The sequence below is a fragment of the Promicromonospora sp. NFX87 genome (assembly GCF_048564965.1).
Taxonomy (GTDB): Bacteria; Actinomycetota; Actinomycetes; order Actinomycetales; family Cellulomonadaceae; genus Promicromonospora.
Genome location: NZ_CP183413.1, coordinates 5604104 through 5621514 on the forward strand (window position 1 = coordinate 5604104; position 17411 = coordinate 5621514).

At 69.7% G+C, this 17411-nt stretch carries 13 protein-coding genes; 4 read left to right on the forward strand and 9 right to left on the reverse strand.

Going from position 1 to position 17411, the window contains the following annotated elements:
• Positions 1-10 precede the first annotated feature (10 nt).
• From ACNYC2_RS25160 to ACNYC2_RS25170, 3 genes are all read left to right on the forward strand, one after another.
• On the forward strand, positions 11-298 hold the full coding sequence (locus ACNYC2_RS25160; RefSeq protein ID WP_419704367.1) for a hypothetical protein: 288 nt from the start codon (positions 11-13) through the stop codon (positions 296-298).
• 147 nt (positions 299-445) lie between these two features.
• The gene (locus ACNYC2_RS25165; RefSeq protein ID WP_419704368.1) at positions 446-1618 is read left to right on the forward strand and encodes an acetoin utilization protein AcuC; all 1173 of its coding nucleotides are present in this window, start codon (positions 446-448) and stop codon (positions 1616-1618) included.
• A 58-nt stretch (positions 1619-1676) separates the two neighbouring features.
• Positions 1677-2987, forward strand: a complete 1311-nt coding sequence (locus ACNYC2_RS25170; protein WP_419704369.1) for a phytase — start codon at positions 1677-1679, stop codon at positions 2985-2987.
• A gap of 101 nt (positions 2988-3088) precedes the next feature.
• Here ACNYC2_RS25170 and ACNYC2_RS25175 read toward each other — a convergent pair whose 3' ends face one another.
• The 7 genes from ACNYC2_RS25175 to ACNYC2_RS25205 all read right to left on the reverse strand — a co-directional run bounded on the left by ACNYC2_RS25175 (position 3089) and on the right by ACNYC2_RS25205 (position 11115).
• The gene (locus ACNYC2_RS25175) at positions 3089-3814 is read right to left on the reverse strand and encodes an ABC transporter permease (protein WP_419704370.1); all 726 of its coding nucleotides are present in this window, start codon (positions 3812-3814) and stop codon (positions 3089-3091) included.
• On the reverse strand, positions 3811-4575 hold the full coding sequence (locus ACNYC2_RS25180; RefSeq protein ID WP_419704371.1) for an ABC transporter ATP-binding protein: 765 nt from the start codon (positions 4573-4575) through the stop codon (positions 3811-3813). Before ACNYC2_RS25180 ends, ACNYC2_RS25175 begins: the two co-directional genes overlap by 4 nt.
• 26 nt (positions 4576-4601) lie before the next feature.
• Positions 4602-5210 (reverse strand): TetR family transcriptional regulator, encoded by a 609-nt coding sequence (locus tag ACNYC2_RS25185; protein WP_419704372.1) that lies wholly within the window; start codon positions 5208-5210, stop codon positions 4602-4604.
• 139 nt (positions 5211-5349) lie between these two features.
• Positions 5350-6531, reverse strand: coding sequence for a multiple monosaccharide ABC transporter permease (gene mmsB / locus ACNYC2_RS25190; RefSeq protein ID WP_419704373.1), 1182 nt, complete (start codon positions 6529-6531; stop codon positions 5350-5352).
• Positions 6528-8099 (reverse strand): multiple monosaccharide ABC transporter ATP-binding protein, encoded by a 1572-nt coding sequence (gene mmsA, locus ACNYC2_RS25195; RefSeq protein WP_419704374.1) that lies wholly within the window; start codon positions 8097-8099, stop codon positions 6528-6530. The genes mmsB and mmsA overlap by 4 nt, the downstream gene beginning before the upstream one ends.
• A 154-nt stretch (positions 8100-8253) precedes the next feature.
• The gene (chvE, locus tag ACNYC2_RS25200; RefSeq protein ID WP_419704375.1) at positions 8254-9423 is read right to left on the reverse strand and encodes a multiple monosaccharide ABC transporter substrate-binding protein; all 1170 of its coding nucleotides are present in this window, start codon (positions 9421-9423) and stop codon (positions 8254-8256) included.
• Between the two features lie 570 nt (positions 9424-9993).
• Positions 9994-11115 (reverse strand): LacI family DNA-binding transcriptional regulator, encoded by a 1122-nt coding sequence (locus tag ACNYC2_RS25205; protein ID WP_419704376.1) that lies wholly within the window; start codon positions 11113-11115, stop codon positions 9994-9996.
• A 117-nt stretch (positions 11116-11232) separates the two neighbouring features.
• Between ACNYC2_RS25205 and ACNYC2_RS25210 the strand changes: the two genes are divergently transcribed.
• Entirely contained in the window at positions 11233-12765 is a 1533-nt protein-coding gene (locus ACNYC2_RS25210) for an alpha-N-arabinofuranosidase (RefSeq protein WP_419704377.1), read from the forward strand.
• Between the two features lie 94 nt (positions 12766-12859).
• Here ACNYC2_RS25210 and ACNYC2_RS25215 read toward each other — a convergent pair whose 3' ends face one another.
• Together ACNYC2_RS25215 and ACNYC2_RS25220 are read right to left on the reverse strand one after the other, a co-directional pair.
• Positions 12860-13639, reverse strand: coding sequence for a GTP pyrophosphokinase (locus tag ACNYC2_RS25215; protein WP_419704378.1), 780 nt, complete (start codon positions 13637-13639; stop codon positions 12860-12862).
• A 129-nt stretch (positions 13640-13768) separates the two neighbouring features.
• A complete protein-coding gene (locus ACNYC2_RS25220; RefSeq protein ID WP_419704379.1) occupies positions 13769-17341 on the reverse strand; it encodes an alpha-L-arabinofuranosidase C-terminal domain-containing protein in 3573 nt (1190 codons plus the stop codon).
• Positions 17342-17411: the final 70 nt, after the last annotated feature.

Sequence of the window (17411 nt, forward strand, 5' to 3'; positions counted from 1 at the left end):
GGATAAATGCTTGGAACGTCTCGTGTTCGAGCTAGGGATCCTTGCCGTCTCGCAGGTCTGGCTCGAGTCCCGGACGCAGTCCCTCAACGACCGGGACAGGCGAATGTTCGCGGCCCTGCACGCCAAGCGGGCGATGCCCGCGGAACTGCACATCGACTTCGCGTCTCCCGCAGAGGAACCGATGCTCTGGGTGGCCGATTCCGTCGCCGGCGCGGTCGGCCAAGCACGGCGAGGAGTCGGTCTCGACGTACGCGAAGCGTTGGGCCAAGGGATCGACGAGATCGACATCGAGCTCTGAACACGCGAAAGCCGGGATCCCGTCGTCCGGCGGGGTTCCCGGCCTCACTTCCTCTCCTCCCGCAGGAGGTGGCAGCAACCAGCGTACCTCGCGTGCTGATCCTGAGCCAGAGCGCTGGCCGGGCCGCAGGTCCGTTACCGTGGGCGGGTGCACCTCGCCCGGCTGGTCTGGAGTCCGCGACTGCTCGAGTACGACTTCGGACCCGGGCACCCCATGTCGCCCACCCGCCTCGACCTCACGATGCGGCTCATCGAGGCGCTCGGCCTGCTGGACCGGCCCACGCTCGAGCTGGCGGACGCCGAGCCGGCGTCCGACGCGGTGATCGAGACGGTGCACGACGCCGACTACGTCGCCGCCGTCCGGCACGCGGGGACGACGCTGGAGCCGAACGTCGCGCGCGGGCTGGGCACCGACGACGACCCGCTGTTCGCCGGGATGCACGAGGCCGCCGCGCGCCAGCTGGGCGGGTCCGTCGACCTCGCCGACGCGCTCTGGACCGGCGAGATCGCGCACGGCGTGAACATCGCCGGCGGCATGCACCACGCGATGCCTGGCGCGGCCTCGGGCTTCTGCGTCTACAACGACGCCGCGGCCGCCATCCGCCGGCTGCTGGACCGGGGCGCGGAACGGGTCGTCTACCTGGACTTCGACGCCCACCACGGCGACGGGGTGGAGGCGATCTTCTGGGACGACCCCCGCGTGCTGACCGTCTCCGTCCACGAGGACGGCCGCACCCTGTTCCCGGGGACCGGCGCCTCCGCCGACGTCGGACAGGGTTCCGCCGAGGGCAGCGCCGTCAACATCCCGGTCCCCGCCCGCACGACCGGCCCGGCCTGGCTGCGGGCGATCGACGCCGTCGTGCCCGCCCTGGTGCGGGAGCACCGGCCGCAGGTGATCGTGTCCCAGCACGGCTGCGACGCCCACGGGCGGGACCCGCTCTCCAACCTGAACGTCTCGGTGGACGCGCAGTGGACGGCGCAGCAGTGGACGCACGCGCTGGCGCACGAGCACGCCGACGGCCGCTGGCTGGCCCTCGGCGGTGGCGGCTACGCGGTGTCCGACGTCGTCCCGCTCGCCTGGGCGGCCCTCGTCGCCGAGGCCGCGCACGCACCCCTGGAACGCGGCGCCGAGCTGCCCGCCACGTGGCGCGCCGCGGTCGAGGCCATGGGCTTCGAGGCCGCGCGCACGCTGGGCTCCGCCGAGGTGCCGTTCCGCCGCTGGAGCGACGGCTACGACCCGGCCGACGCCGTGGACCGTGCGGTCCAGGCCACCCGCCGCGCGGTGTTCCCCCTCCACGGCCTGGACCCGCTCCTGGACTGACCTGGGTGTTCGTGTGTGGTTCAGGTTCGCGTCATCCGGGTGCGGGAACCTCGGGCCCATGCGACGTCGCTTCGCCGCCCTGCCGGCTGCCCTGCTGCTCCTGTCCACCATGGTCCCGGCCTCGGCCGCCGCGAGCGGCGGGCACGACCGGCCGACGTCGGCCACCGCCACCGTCACCACCTCGGTGGAGACGCCGCCGCTGTACGACGACGAGGCCGGCGGCAACGCCTCGGGCGACGACCCCGCGATCTGGGTCCACCCGAAGAGCTCGAACCGGTCGCTCGTCGTCACGACGGCCAAGGAGGGCGGCCTGCGCGTCTACTCCGTCGCCGCGACCGAGCTGCAGTCGCTCCCGGCCGCGCCGGCCCCGCGCGCGGACGGCGTACCCGGCCGGTACAACAACGTGGACATCGCCTACGGCCTGGACGTGGCCGGCCGGAAGACCGATGTCGCCGTCGTCTCCGACCGGTACAACGACCAGATCCGCTTCTTCGCGATCGACCCGGCCGGGGCCAGGGCCGCCAGGCCGCTCACCGAGGTGACCGCGCCCGAGCTGGAGTTCCTGTTCAGCCCCGACCGCGAGACGGTCGCCGAGGACCAGACGGCCTACGGCCTGGCGGTCTACCAGCGCCGCGGCCGGACGTACGCGGTGGTGACGCAGGAGGGCAGCACCAACATCGCCACGGCGCGGATCACGACCGGCCCGGACGGCGTCGGCTACACCGACGTCGAGCACCTGGCGATGCCCGGCGAGTTCCCCCTGCCCGACGGCACCACCTGGGTGCCGTGCGAGGAGCCGGGCACGGAACCGCAGCTGGAGGGGCTGGCCGTCGACCGCCGCACCGGCACGCTGTACGCCACGCAGGAGGACGTCGGCCTGTGGCGGGTTCCGCTCCCCCTCGGCTCGGGCGAGCCACGGCTGGTGGACCGGGTGAAGGACTTCGGCGTGCACGACGCCTACGACCCCGAGACCGAGGAGTGCGCCCCGGTGGACCCGGAGGCGCCGTCGTACGGGGGCAAGAACCTGACGGCCGACGCCGAGGGCGTGGACATCTGGTACGGCCCGGGCCGCAAGGGCTACGTGATCGTGTCCAGCCAGGGTGACGACACCTACGGTGTCTACGACCTGCGCGGCCACAACCGGGCGCTCGGTACCTTCCGGGTGGCGGGCGACGGCGTGGACGACGTCAACGGGTCGGACGGCCTCGCGGTCTCCAACGCGCCGGTGGGCGAGTACCGCTCAGGGCTGCTGGTCACGCACGACGAGCCGGAGACGGGCCCCGACGTCGACCCAGGCCGCGAGGAGGAAGCCACAGGCTTCTCCTACGTCCACTGGTCCGACGTAACCAAGGCCCTGCGCCTCCACTGACCCGACCGTGATCGCCGAAGTAGAGCGCCTGTCCGATTCTCCCAGGGTTGCCATCGGGAGAGTCGGACAGGCGCTCTACTTCGGCGATCCGCCCACGGGGCTCACGGGGTGCGGCGGCGGAGGGTTAGGACGCCCAGGAGCACCGCGCCCACGATGAACAGGGCGATCACGCCGACGGCGCCGCGGATGTCGGCCCACTCGTCGCCCGCCGCGAGCGACGTCATCGCCTCGATCGCGTAGGTGAGCGGGAACGCGCGGGACAGCCACTCCAGCACCTGCGGCATCTGGTCGCGCGGCATGAGCAGCCCGCACGTGATGAGCTGCGGAAACAGGATGGCGGGCATCATCTGGACCGCCTGGAACTCGCTGCGCGCGAGCGCGGAGGCGGCAAGGCCGAGCGTGCAGCCGAGGATCGCGTCGAGCAGCGCGACCACGACGACGAGGCCGAGCGGCCCCTCCACGTCCATCCCGACGAGCAGCGCGAAGCCGACCACCACCAGCGCCTGGACGAGCGCCAGCGTCGCGAACGCCAGGCCGTAGCCGGCCACGAAGTCGCCCTTGCGGATGGGCGTCGTCATCAGCCGCTCCAGCGTGCCCGACTGCCGTTCGCGCAGCGTCGCCACGCTCGTGACCAGGAACATCACGATGAGCGGGAAGAGGCCGACCAGCATCGGGCCGAACCTGTCGAGCACCTGGGGCTGGTCGTCGAACATCCAGGCGATCAGGCCGATCAGCAGGCAGGGCAGCAGGATGATCAGGGCCACCGTGCGGTGGTCGCCGCGCAGCTGGGACAGCACGCGGCTCGCGGTGGCGAGGGTCAGGTTCATCGCGCCGTCTCCTCGGTGGTCTCGCCGACGGTGGTCTCGCCGACGCCGGCGGCGTCGATCAGGGCGAGGAACGCGCGTTCGGCGTCGGGTGCCCCGGTGGTGGCCAGCAGGTCGTCGGGAGTGGTGTCGGCGACGAGAGCGCCCGACCGCATGAGAAGCAGACGGTCGCACTGCACCGCCTCGTCCATCACGTGGCTGGAGACCAGGAGCGTGCACCCCGCGGCCGCGAGCCTTCGGAACACGGCCCACAGGTCGCGGCGGAGCACCGGGTCGAGGCCCACCGTCGGCTCGTCCAGCACGAGCAGCTCGGGTCCGCCGACCAGCGCGGCGGCCAGGGAGACCCGGGAGCGCTCGCCGCCCGAGAGCGTGCCGACCCGCTGCTTCTCGTGCCCACCGAGGTCGACGGTGGCCACGGCGGTCGCCACCGCCTCGGCGGGCGAGGGGACGCCGGCCAGAGCGGCGAAGTACCTGAGGTTCTGCGCGACGGTGAGGTCGGTGTAGACGCTGGCGTCCTGCGTCATGTAGCCGACCCGGCGCCGCAGCGCCGGGGTACCGGCCGCGCTGCCGAGCACTTCCACGGTGCCGGTCACGCGGTCCTGCACGCCCACGACGGAGCGCATGAGCGTCGTCTTGCCGGAGCCGGACGGCCCCATCAGCCCGACGACGGATCCGGCCGGCACGGCGACGTCCAGCCCGTCGATGATCGGCCGTCCGCCGCGCACCACCCGCAGGTCCCTGATGACCACCGCATTTTTCCTCATGTGAGGAATTGTGCTCCCGCGCCCGGCTACCGCGCAAGGTCTCCCGTGAGGTAGCGCTGGATGGTGGGGCCGGCGAGCGCCGCGACCTCGGCGGGCGTCATCGAGGCGATGGGCTCCACGGGGACGAGGAACCGCGTCATCATGAGCCCCGCCATCTGGGAGGCGACGAGGGCGGTCCGCAGCGGCGCGTCGGGCGCGTCGAGCGTGCGCATCACCGGGCCGAGGATCGCCGCGCCGATGAACTGGGGCAGGAGCCCGCGCAGCCCGGGGTCGGCCATGACGGCGGGTACCACCATGCGGACCGTGGTGCCGCCGTCGAACTCCCAGACGCCGAGCATCGCCTCGACGAGGCGCTCCCCCAGGGTCTCCATGGGGCCGTCCACCACCTGCTCCATCACGCGGTCCGGCTCGATCTCCGTGACGCCGAGCGTGGCCGTCAGCAGCCGCGCCTTGTCGGCGAACCAGTGCCGCACGGTGCCCGGGTCGACGCCGGCGCGCCGGGCGACCGACCGCAGGGACGCCGCCTCGTACCCGCGCTCCAGGAACTCCGCCCGGGCGGCGGTCAGGATGTCGGCGCGTGCGTCCTGCCCGGCGGGACGCCGTCCGCGGCGCGAGGGAGGAGCGAGATCGGCCATCCCGCCATTCTCGCCCAGGTACTACGACGCGAGGGTCTCGACGGGCTCGACCACCGGTGGTCGAGCCCGTCGAGACCCTCGCGCACCTGCTGGTCGAGCTTGTCGAGACCCTCGCGGTTCTCTTGTCAGCCGAGAACCGTCAGCGGGTGGCCGCGGCCCGCCGCTTGTTCCAGACGTCGAACGCGACGGCCAGGAGCAGGACGATGCCCTTGACGACCTGCTGCGTGGACTGGTCGACACCCATGAGCTGCATGCCGTTGGACATGACGGCCATGATCAGGCCACCGACCATCGCGCCGGTCACCGTGCCGATACCGCCGGTCACGGCGGCGCCACCGATGAAGCACGCCGCGATCGCGTCGAGCTCGAACATGTTGCCCGCCGCCGGCTGGGCGGCGCTCGACCGCGCGGAGTACACGATGCCCGCGATAGCGGCGAGGAAGCCCATGTTCACGAACATCCAGAAGTTCACGCGCTTCACGCGGACGCCGGAGAGCTGCGCCGCGGCGAGGTTGCCACCGATGGCGTAGACGTGGCGGCCGAACACGCTGTGCTTCGTGATCAGCGTGTAGACCATGACCAGCACGGCCAGGATGATCAGCACCGCGGGCAGGCCGCGGTACGTGGCGAGGTTGTACGCGAACCACATGACCACGGCTGCGACGACCACGAGCTTCAGCACGAAGAACACGGCCGCCTCGACCGTCTGCTTGTACGCGATGCGCGCGCGGCGCTGGCGCCACGAGTTGTACGCGAAGCCCAGCACACCGATGGCGAAGATGACGAGCGTGAAGGTGTCGTACCCGTAACCGCCGAGCAGGCCGTTGAGGAAGCCCGAGGCGATGGCCGAGTACTCCGCCGGGAACGGCGAGAGCGAGACGTTGTTGAGCACCTCGAGCGTGAGGCCACGGAACAGGAGCATGCCTGCCAACGTCACGATGAACGCTGGGATGCCCACGTACGCCACCCAGAACCCTTGCCACGCCCCGACCAGCAGCCCGGTGCCGATGGCGGCGAGCACGCCCACCCACCACGGCTGACCGCCACGGATGACGATCACCGCGGCCACGGCTCCGGTCAGTGCGACCACCGAGCCCACCGACAGGTCGATGTGCCCGCCGATGATGATGATCACCATGCCGATGGCGAGGATGAGGATGTACGAGAACTGCAGCACGAGGCTGGTCAGGTTCCGCGAGCTGAGCAGCAGGCCGTCGGTCAGCACCGAGAACAGCACGATGATCAGCACGAACGCGATGTAGATGCCACTGGTGCGGATGTTCCGGGTGAACAGGTCCCGGAGGTTCGTGATGCCGGTCATGCCTTCGTCTCCTGTGCGTTCTCCTGGGTCATGAGAGCCATGAGTCCTTCCTGGGTGGCTGAGGCCACGTCGACCTCGCCAGTGATGCGGCCGAAGGCCAGGGTGTAGATGCGGTCACAGATCCCGAGGAGCTCGGGGAGCTCCGAGGAGATGACCAGCACGGCCTTCCCGTCCGCGACCAGCTTGTTGATGATGGTGTAGATCTCGTACTTGGCGCCGACGTCGATGCCGCGCGTGGGCTCGTCGAGGATCAGCACCTCAGGGGCGGTGTACAGCCACTTGGACAGCACCACCTTCTGCTGGTTGCCGCCCGAGAGCTTGCCCACGTCCACGAGCACGTTGGGGGTGCGGATGTTCATGGACTCGCGGTACTCCTCCGCGACCTTGAGCTCCTCGTTCTCGTCCACGAAGCCGTTCTTCGACAGCTTGCCGAGGCCCGCCGCCGAGATGTTGCGCTTGATGTCCTCGATGAGGTTGAGCCCGTACTGCTTGCGGTCCTCGGACACGTAGGCGATACCGGCCTTGATCGCGTCCGGCACCGTGCGGGCGTCGATCTTCTTGCCGTGCACGTACGCCGTGCCGGAGATGTCCCGGCCGTAGGAGCGGCCGAACAGCGACATCACGAGCTCCGTCCGCCCGGCGCCCATGAGGCCGGCGATACCGACCACCTCGCCGGCCCGCACGTTCAGGTTCGCGCCCTTGACGATGACGCGGCCGGGCTGGGTCGGGTGGTACACCGTCCAGTCCTCGACGCGCAGCACCTCCTCGCCCGGGTGCGACTCGCGGTCGGGATACCGGTTGTCGAGGTCGCGCCCCACCATGCCGCGGATGATGCGGTTCTGGATCGCCTCGGACGAGCCACCCGCCTCGGCCATGTCGAAGGTCTCGATCGACTGGCCGTCGCGGATGATGGTGGTGCGGTCGGCGATCTCGGCGATCTCGGCGAGCTTGTGGGAGATCATGATCGACGTGATGCCCTGGCTCTTGAACTGCCGGAGCAGCTCGAGCAGGTGCTCGGAGTCGTTGTCGTTCAGCGCCGCCGTCGGCTCGTCGAGGATGAGCAGGCGCACGTCCTTGGAGATGGCCTTGGCGATCTCCACGAGCTGCTGCTTGCCCACACCGAGCGCGGAGATGGGGACCGTGGGCGACTCGCTCAGCCCGACCCGCTCCAGCAGCACGGCTGCCTCGGAGTTGGTCCTGTTCCAGTCGATGGCGCCACCGGCGCGGCGTCGCTCGTTGCCGAGAAAGATGTTCTCGGCGATCGACAGGTACGGGACGAGCGCGAGCTCCTGGTGGATGATCACGACACCGCGGGCCTCGGAGTCGTTGATGTTGCCGAACTGGGCGTTCTCGCCGTCGAGCACGATGTCGCCGTCGTAGGTGCCGAACGGGTACACCCCCGACAGCACCTTCATCAGGGTGGACTTGCCCGCCCCGTTCTCACCGCAGATGGCGTGGATCTCGCCCCTGCGGACAGTGAGGTTGACGTCCTGGAGCGCTTTGACCCCAGGAAATGTCTTGGTGATGCCGCGCATCTCGAGGATGTCGGTCGGCGCCGAATCGGCCATGCCAGTCCTTGTCGCGTACTTGTCGCCAATAGTGATGTTGCGGGTTGCCCGACGCCGGTGGTCGAGCTTGCCGAGACCACGTCTCGACAAGCTCGACCACCGAACGACCGCAAGAAGTCAGCGGCGTCGGACCGGTACTGCCAGGAGGTCAGTCCTACTCGTCGACCTGGCCGGACGCGACCTCTTCCTCGGTGAGGTAGCCGGACTCGACCAGCTCGGCCTCGAGGTTGTCCTTGGTGACGATCACCGTGGGGAGCAGGAACGACGGCACGACCTTCACGCCGTTGTCGTACGTCTCGGTGTCGTTGGCCTCGGGCTCGTTGCCCTCGAGGAACGCCGTCGCCGCGGTGACGGCCTGCTCGGCGAGGAGCCGGGTGTCCTTGAAGATCGTCGAGTACTGGTCGCCGTCGACGATCAGCTTGGCGGAGGCCGCCTCGGCGTCCTGGCCGGTGATGATCGGCATCTTCAGGTCGCCCTTGCCGTAGCCCGAGTTCTTCAGGGCGGTGATGATGCCGCGCGACAGCACGTCGGCGGGGGCGAGCACGCCGTCGACCTTCACGTCACCCTTGGTGTACGTCGAGGTCAGCAGGTTCTCCATGCGCTCCTGCGCACCCTCCTGCTCCCAGCGCTGGATGGCGACGGTGCCGAAGTCGGTCTGCTCCGAGGGCACGACGAGCGTCTTGTCGTCGATGTACGGCTGGAGCACCGACATGGCGCCCTCGTAGAAGAACCCTGCGTTGTTGTCGTCCGGCGAACCGGCGAAGAGCTCGACGTTGAACGGACCCTCGGGCGCGTCAGCGGCCTCCTCGCCGTTCTCGTCCAGGATGCCGAGACCGGTCAGCAGCGAGGTGCCCTGCTGCACGCCGACCGTGTAGTTGTCGAACGTGACGTAGAAGTCCACGTTCTCGGAGTCGCGGATGAGGCGGTCGTAAGAGATCACCGGGATGTCCGCGGCAGCGGCGGCCTCGAGCTGGCTGCCCAGCGCGGTGCCGTCGATCGAGGCGATGATGAGTGCCTCGGCGCCCTTGTTGATCATCGCGTCGATCTGCTGCTGCTGGGTCGGGATGTCGTCACCCGCGAACTGCAGGTCGACGTCGTACCCGGCCGCCTTGAGACCCTCCTCGACAGCACCGCCGTCCGCGATCCAGCGCTCGTACGTCTGGGTGGGCATCGCCACGCCGACGAGGCCGCCCTCTTCGCCGTCCCCGGCACCGCCACCGCCACCTGCGCCGGCACCGCCGCCGCCGCACGCAGCGAGCGAAACAGCCATCGTGCCCGTCGCCAGCGCAGCCAGACCGCGCTTGGCCCACAGCTTCCTTGCCATGACATCTCCTCTTCGAGTTTGCCCGGGCAACGTCTCTGCAACCCGGCCGACTTCACATTGTGAACGCAACAGATTGTGAACGCTCACACGTCCGTTGGTCAAAACCAGGTCGGCTGAACTTAGCCACAACCGACCGGTGACCGTGCCCACCGTAGCCGTGGTCGAGGGCTAGTAAGGGGAACTTACTGGATGGTTACGGCATCGATACAGTCAACTCTTGAATCCGGGAACCGTCGTCCTGGGTAGTCCGCTCACCGCGCGCCCCGGCGACAACCCGCCCTGCCGGTACTTCTGCAGCGGCCGAAACGCTGCGACCAGCGGAACCACGGGGATGAACGAGCCCGTGGCGATGCGGTTCCAGACCTGCTCGCCGCCTGCACGCACATGGGAAAGGGCTTGCCTCGTGAAGACCCTGGCGGCGACCGGAAGTAGGCGCGAGCTCCCCGGGAGACGGCCAAGGGCAGGAAGAAGTTGTTCCACGTGGCGACGGTAGTGAGCAGCAGCACAGTGCTGATCGCGTGTCACGGCGGCGGCAAGATCACCCGGAAGAGGGCCGGATCTCACCCGCCGTCAGGAGATCGGCTGCTCCAGCTGCCGACTGTCCGCCGCCTCGCCGATCACCTGCACGAGCTCCGTGCCACCCGGCTGGACGCCCACGACGCGGCTGTCCTGGCCCGGCGCGACGTCGCCCGTCGACTCCCGTCCGATGATCCGCGAGTCCGGCACCACCTTCCGGAACGGCGCCGGGTCGCCGGCCGCGCCGATGCGCTCCAGCAGCAGCTCGACGGCGGTGCGCGCGATCTGGTCTCGTCCCGGGTCCACCGAGGACAGCGCTGGAACCGCGTACTTCGCGTCGTCGACGTCGTCGAACCCGATGAGCGCCACCTCCCCCGGGACGTCGATCCCGTGGGCGTGCAGGGCGTGCAGGGCGCCGAGGGCGAGCGCGTCGTTGAGCGCGAAGACCGCGTCGATCTCGACGCCCTCGTCGAGCATGCGGCGCATCGTCTCCGCACCGGTGGAGCGGTGCCAGAGGCCCGCCTCCCCGATCAGCGCCGGGTCGTGCGGCAGGCCGGCCTCCGCCAGTCCTTCCAGGTAGCCGGCGGTGCGCAGCGCCGCGGACCCGACCTGCTCCCCCTCGTGCCCCCCGATCAGCGCGATCCGACGGCGGCCGAGCGACGCCAGGTGCAGGGTCGCCGCCTTGGCCGCCTCGACGTTGTTCATCGTCACGTGGTCGGCGGGTGCGCCGAAGACGCGCTCGCCCAGGATCACTATCGGGAAGTCGACGGTGAACAGGCCGATGTCGTCGGGCCCGAGCGCGAGGGGCGAGAAGATCAGGCCGTCCGTGAGGTGCCTGCGGCGGCCCGAGAGCACGTCGGTCTCCCGCTCGCGGCTGGCGCTCGTCTGCTCGATGAGCACGGTCCACCCGGCGTCGTCGGCGGCGGAGATGACGGAGTCGGCGAGCTCGGCGAAGTACGGGAGCGAGAGCTCGGGAACCGCCAGCGTGATCAGCCCCGTGCGGCGCGTGCGGAGGTTCCGGGCGGACATGTTGACGCGGTAGCCCAGGTCCTCGATGGCGGCCTGGACCCGCTCCCGGGTCGCGGCGCGGATGTACGGGTAGCCGTTCACCACGTTCGACACCGTCTTGATCGACACGCCTGCGCGCTGCGCCACGTCGTGCATCGTCACAGCCACGCTGCCAGCCTCCACTCGGCGAGTTTTCCCACAGGGTAGAGGACGGCCGTCGTCCACGCGTCGCCGATCGGATAGTGTGCAACGTTGTAGAACGACCGACCGATCCAGCGAGGAACAATGACGACCTCCCGCACCCGCGTGCTGCTGCACCCCGACTTCACCGTCGGTACCGTCGACCGCCGCCTGTTCGGCTCCTTCGTGGAGCACCTCGGGCGTGCGGTCTACACGGGCATCCACGAGCCGGGCCACCCGACGTCCGACAGCCACGGCTTCCGCCGCGACGTCGCCGACCTGACGCGCGAGCTCGGCGTCACCACCGTCCGGTACCCGGGCGGCAACTTCGTCTCCAACTACCGGTGGGAGGACGCCGTCGGGCCCGTCGAGCAGCGCAAGCCGTTCCTGGATCTCGCGTGGCGCACGGTGGAGCCCAACGTCGTGGGGACCGACGAGTTCCTGCAGTGGGCCGAGCGCGAGGGCATCGAGCCGATGATGGCCGTCAACCTGGGCACCCGCGGCGTCGAGGAGGCAGTGGCCCTGCTCGAGTACTGCAACGGCGAGGCGGGCACCCGCTGGGCCGACCTGCGCATCGCGAACGGCCGCGCGGAGCCCTACGGCGTCAAGCTCTGGTGCCTGGGCAACGAGATGGACGGCCCGTGGCAGATCGGGCACAAGGACGCGCACGAGTACGGCAAGCTCGCCCGCAACGCCGGCGCCGCGATGAAGCTCGTGGACCCGTCCATCGAGCTCGTCGCCTGCGGTTCGTCGTCGATGGGGATGCCCACGTTCGGCGAGTGGGAGCGCACGGTCCTCGAGTACACGTACGACCTCGTGGACCACATCTCGATGCACGCCTACTACGAGGAGGTCGACGGCGACCGCGCGTCGTTCCTCGGGTCGGGCACCGCGATGGACCGGTTCATCGAGCGGGTCGTGGCCTCCGCGGACGCCGTCGGCGCCCAGCGCCGATCGGACAAGCGCATCACCATCTCGTTCGACGAGTGGAACGTCTGGTACCTGCAGACCCGCTTCCCCGGCGAGGCGAACCTGCCGATCCAGAAGGACGCGCCCCGCATCATCGAGGACGTCTACTCCGGGCTGGACGCCGTGGTCGTGGGCGACCTCCTGGTCACGCTGCTGAACCACGCCGACCGGGTGCCGGTCGCGTGCCTCGCGCAGCTCGTCAACGTGATCGCGCCGATCATGACCGAGCCGGGCGGCGAGGCCTGGCGGCAGCCGACCTTCCACCCGTTCGCGACGACGGCGCGCCTGGCGCAGGGCGAGGCGCTCGACCTGCGCGTGTCCACGTCCACGATCACCACGAAGGCCCACGGCGAGGTGCCTGCGGTCACGGCGGCGGCCACCCTGGCCGACGGCGCCGTCGCCCTGTTCCTGACCAACCGCTCCACCGAGCCGGTGGAGGTCGAGCTGGCCCACCTGGGCGCGGCGCTGGAGGTCGCCGAGGGCTGGGCCATGACGGCCGACCACGAGGCCGCCGTCGCCGGGCCGGAGCACGCGGAGAAGGTGGCCGCGGAGCACTGGGGCGAGTTCGACGTCGCCGGCCGCGTCGCCGCGACCGAGGGCGCGACGACAAGGGTGACGCTGGCCCCCGAGTCGTGGACAGCCCTGTCAGGCACCCTCAAGCCCCTCTGAACTCAAGCGGGATCCGTGAGGTAGAGCGCCTGTCCGGCTCTCCCTGTCGACACCAGGGAGAGCCGGACAGGCGCTCTACTTCACGGATCCCGCTTCACTTGTCGGTGCCGAGGTCGAAGCCGCCGTCCGCCTCGGCGGCCCGCCAGAAGTCGCGCAGCATCTCCTCCGGGGTGTGGAGGTTGTGCCGGCTCGCCACCGGTTCCTCGTCGCCCGAGATGGCCTTGACCTCGTCGTGGATGCGCTCCATCGAGGTGTCCAGCGACCATGCGACGTCCGCCGCGAGCTTGAGCGAGTCGGTGAGGTGCCGGGGCACGTCGCCGTCGTACTTGTAGTAGATCTTGTGCTCGAGGCTGGCCCAGAAGTCCATGGCGATCGTGCGCAGCTGGATCTCGACGATCACGTCCTCGACCCGGTCGGACAGGTACACCGGGATCTGCACGATGAGGTGCAGCGACTTGTACCCGGTCGCCTTCGGGTGCTTGATGTAGTCGCGCTCCTCCAGCAGCGTCAGGTCCGCCTGCTTGAGCAGCATGTCGCGGACCAGATAGATGTCGTTGACGAAGCTGCAGGTGATCCGGACGCCGGCGATGTCGAACATCTGCGCCCGGACGCCGTCCGGCGTCAGCGGGATGCCCTTGCGGCGGCACTTGGCGACTATCGACTCGAACGACTTGAGCCGCGAACCCACGTGCTCGACGGGGTTGTAGTTCTGCATGTGCCGGAACTCGTCGCGCAGGATCGAGACCTTGGTCATCACCTCGTCGATCCCGAACTTGTAGGTCAGCACCAGGCGGCGCAGCTCTGCGACCAGCGTCCGGAGCTCGGCTGGATCAGGTATCGGGTGTTCCCGGAGGTCCTCGGGCAGCGTGCTCACGGAGACCACCGTACGGGTTGAGGGCGCCGCCGTGGGGCTGGTCCGCGAAGTAGAGCGCCTGTCCGGGTTCTCCCGGCTGTCACCCGGGAGAACCCGGACAGGCGCTCTACTTCGCGGACCTACCTACGGTCAGCTGCCGTTGGCCTCCGCGAGCCGGAGGAACGTGATCGAGTGCGGCGCGAAGTCGTAGCTGAACTCCGTGTCACCTCCCGACCGGGACACGTCGAGCGTCGCCCTGCCCTCCACCGGCACTATCCGTTCCGGCTGCGTCTTGGTGTTCATGGCCGACGGCGCCCCGCTCATCTCGATCACCTCGGCGTCACCGTCCACCGCGTAACCGTCGACGTTCACCGCCGTGCGTGCGACCGAGTCGAACGGGTTGACGACCTTGAGCACCAGCTCGCCCGTCTCGGCGTCCCGCGTGACCACCTGGTACAGCGACTCCGTGGTCGGCTCCGTGTACGTCATCTGCAGCGCGCCGTCGAGGTAGAGCTTGATGGTCCGCCCGGAGACCACGACCTTCACGTGGTAGTCCCGGCCGGTCTCCATCGAGTGGCCCTCCACGGCCGCGACCTCGCCCGCGCCGCCGCCGTCGGCCCGCTGGAGCGCCTGGCGGGAGTTGTTCCAGCCGCCCAGGTTCCACCAGTAGAAGTCGTCCCGGCCGCCCGCGGCGAACCCGACGAGGAACGCCTCGCTGCCGCCCAGCTTCCGGGCGTCGAGCTCCAGGGTGTAGTTGTCCCAGTCCTTCGTGTACGCGTCGGTGATGATCGAGCGGGCATCGGTGACGTTGCCCGCCGACTGCACGTACTCGCCGTCGGACACGCCCCACGTGCCGGCCTGCGGCTCCCACTGCGCGGCTTCGTCGAACGAGTCGGAGAAGAGCACCTCGCCGGACTCGTTGTCGGTGACCTTCACGTCGTCGTAGGCGGCCTGGGTGTTCCAGGTCGACAGGAAGACGCCACCCGAGATGTCCGCGGGGGTCTCCTCGGGGCCGTCGTGCGTGGACGGGACGACCTGGTCGCCGGTGTTCGTCATGAACATCCGCTGCGTGTAGTACGACGTCGAGCCCCACGACTCGTCGTTGTCGAACCACATCAGGTCCGGGGACCACTGGACATGGTCCTCGTTCGCGAACATCGGCGCGTAGGAGGCCAGCTCCACCAGGTCGGCGTTGCGCTCGATCCCGGTCATGTACGCGGCCTCGGACAGCGAGTTGGCCCAGGCGTTGCCGCGCGAGGCGTACTCGCCGAGGAACACGTGCGGGCCCTCGCGGTCGTACGAGTCGTACCGCTCGGTGTTCGACAGGAACCACGACGGGTCGTTGTAGTAGTGCTCGTCGACCATCGCGACGCCCTGCTCGCGGTTGAAGTCCCAGAGCTCGTCGAACCGGGCGCCGGTGTCGTCCGGGCCGGAGTTGGAGATCACGGTGACCTCGGGGTGCGCGGCCTCGACGGCGTCGCGGAACCGCGGGAAGTTCGCCTGGAACGTGTCGGTGTTCTCCTCGTTGCCCAGGCCGATGTACTTCATCCCGAACGGGTCGGGGTGGCCCAGCGCGGCACGCTTGGCGCCCCACTCGGTGTCCACGGAACCGTTGGCGAACTCGATGAGGTCGACGGTGTCCTGCACCCAGCGGTCGAGGCGGACGTCGTCGGTCATCTCGGGGATGTTGCTGCCGCACCCGTTGGCACCCACGGACAGCACGGGCAGCGGCGACGCCCCCAGGTCCTCGGCGAACTCGAAGTACTCGAGGTAGCCCAGGCCGTAGGTCTGGTTGTAGCCCCAGAAGTTCCAGTTGGTCGGGCGCTCCTCGACCGGCCCGATGGTCTCCTTCCACTGGTACGTCCGACGGCGGTCCGCGCCGTCCGACTCCAGGTACGTGTCGAACGTGCCGACGTTGGTGACGCAGCCGCCGGGGAACCGCAGGAAGGACGGCTCCAGGTCGGCGACCTTCTGCGCGAGGTCCTTGCGCAGAACCGAGCGGCCGTTGACCGGGCCGTGCCACGTGTCACGCGGGAACAGGGAGATCATGTCCAGGCGCATCGTGCTCTCTCGGCCGACCGTCACCACGAGCCGGGCGTCGTCGACCGTGCGGCTCGCGGTCAGCCTGGCCGTGCGCTTCTTCCACCGGTTGGTGTTGTCCACCCCCACCACGACGGCCGCGTACGTCGTGGCACCGTCGGGCGACTCCAGGCTCACCCGCAGCTGCTGGGCCCGTCCGGTGCGCGCGAACACCGAGAAGTCGTACTTCTTGCCCTTCTCGATCGCGAAGCCCTCGTTGTAGCCCGCGTTGCGCACGCCGACGCCGGGGCCGTCCGCCTTGATGGTCAGGTACGCCCGGTTGGCGTCGTTGAGCCACTTGTCCCGCTCGGACTCGACCTGCGCCGTGCCGGTGGAGCCCCGCCGCTGCACGGCGTCCCAGCCCGTCATACCGGTAAAGTTCGCGTTGTCGGTCGCGGCGAACTCGAAGGACCGGTTCCGGACCAGCTCGGCGTACAGGCCGCCGTCGGCCGCGTAGTTGATGTCCTCGTAGAAGACGCCGTACAGGTCGTCGCTCATCTCCGTGCCCGCTGCCGCGGCGTCGACGTCGAGCGTGTGCTCCTGCACCGGGGTCTCGGCCGGCGGGTACGCGGCCACGAGGCGCGCCCGCTCCTCGGCCGTGATCGGCAGGACCGTCCCGTGCCTGGGGCTGGCGGGCAGGATCGCGTCGAGGTTGGCGGTCCACTCGCCGCTGCTCAGGTCGTCGGACTCGAAGAGCATGTAGCCCTGGCCGCCGTGGTAGCTCGGCTGGTCCTGCAGGAGGTACCAGCGGTCGTCCGTCAGCGACGGGAACAGCGTCGGCCCCTCACCGCCGGTGAACGTGCCGCCCCACGGGTTCGGCTGCCCGAACCCGACGCGCTCCTTGACGAGGTCCCAGCCGTCGCCCTCGGTCACGCCCTGCGTCCGGCGCAGGTCGGTGGACGACTCCTGCCGCATCCCCATGTACGACTCGTCCTTGGTGAGGCGGTAGTAGACGCCGTCCTCCTCCTGGACCGTCGAGTCGATCATGCCGAGGCCGTCGCCCTGCGGCTCGTCGATCCACGGCTTCGGCTCCGAGAAGGTCTCGAAGTCCGTGGTCGTCGCGTACAGCATGCGCTGGTACGACGTGCGGATGTCGCGCTCCGCGGGCGGGACGTCGGCCGGGTACAGGGCGGAGGCCCAGTACACGACGAACTCGCCGGCGGCCTCGTCCCAGTACGCCTCGGGCGCCCACAGGTTGCCGGCGTTCTCGGGCGCGAGCTCGATCTCGCGCTGCTCGCCCCAGCTCACCAGGTCCGTGGACTCCCAGACCATGATCTTGCGGCTGCCGGTCTCCTGGGCGTCGCCGAAGTTGCCGCCGCCGTAGATCTGCAGGTCGGTCGCGAGCAGGTAGTACGTGCCGTCGCCGCCGCGGATCAGGAACGGGTCGCGCAGGCCCTTGGTGCCGAGCGTGGAGCTGAGCACCGGCTCGCCGCCGTTGAGCGTCGTCCACTCCAGCGGGTCGGGACCGTCCGAGACGGCGAACGAGATGGTCTCGCCGTCGGCGGTGGACTCGCCGGTGAAGTAGGGGAAGAAGTAGGCGGCGTACTCGGCCTCCGCCGCCGTGGCCGACGCCGGAGCGGCGTCCTGCGCGGCGACGGAAGGCGCCACCGCTCCCGCCAGGCTGACCGCGAGTGCGGCGCCCATCGCGAGCGCACCTCTTCTATATCGTTGTAGATCCATGTCGTATCGATCCCTTCGTCACGTCGGTGTGGAG

Coding starts and splice junctions, on each gene's coding strand:
- ACNYC2_RS25170 (WP_419704369.1), top strand. CDS start 1,677: ATGCGACGTCGCTTCGCCGCCCTGCCGGCTGCCCTGCTGCTCCTGTCC.
- ACNYC2_RS25175 (WP_419704370.1), bottom strand. CDS start 3,814: ATGAACCTGACCCTCGCCACCGCGAGCCGCGTGCTGTCCCAGCTGCGC.
- ACNYC2_RS25180 (WP_419704371.1), bottom strand. CDS start 4,575: ATGAGGAAAAATGCGGTGGTCATCAGGGACCTGCGGGTGGTGCGCGGC.
- ACNYC2_RS25185 (WP_419704372.1), bottom strand. CDS start 5,210: ATGGCCGATCTCGCTCCTCCCTCGCGCCGCGGACGGCGTCCCGCCGGG.
- mmsB (WP_419704373.1), bottom strand. CDS start 6,531: ATGACCGGCATCACGAACCTCCGGGACCTGTTCACCCGGAACATCCGC.
- mmsA (WP_419704374.1), bottom strand. CDS start 8,099: ATGGCCGATTCGGCGCCGACCGACATCCTCGAGATGCGCGGCATCACC.
- chvE (WP_419704375.1), bottom strand. CDS start 9,423: ATGGCAAGGAAGCTGTGGGCCAAGCGCGGTCTGGCTGCGCTGGCGACG.
- ACNYC2_RS25210 (WP_419704377.1), top strand. CDS start 11,233: ATGACGACCTCCCGCACCCGCGTGCTGCTGCACCCCGACTTCACCGTC.
- ACNYC2_RS25220 (WP_419704379.1), bottom strand. CDS start 17,341: ATGGGCGCCGCACTCGCGGTCAGCCTGGCGGGAGCGGTGGCGCCTTCC.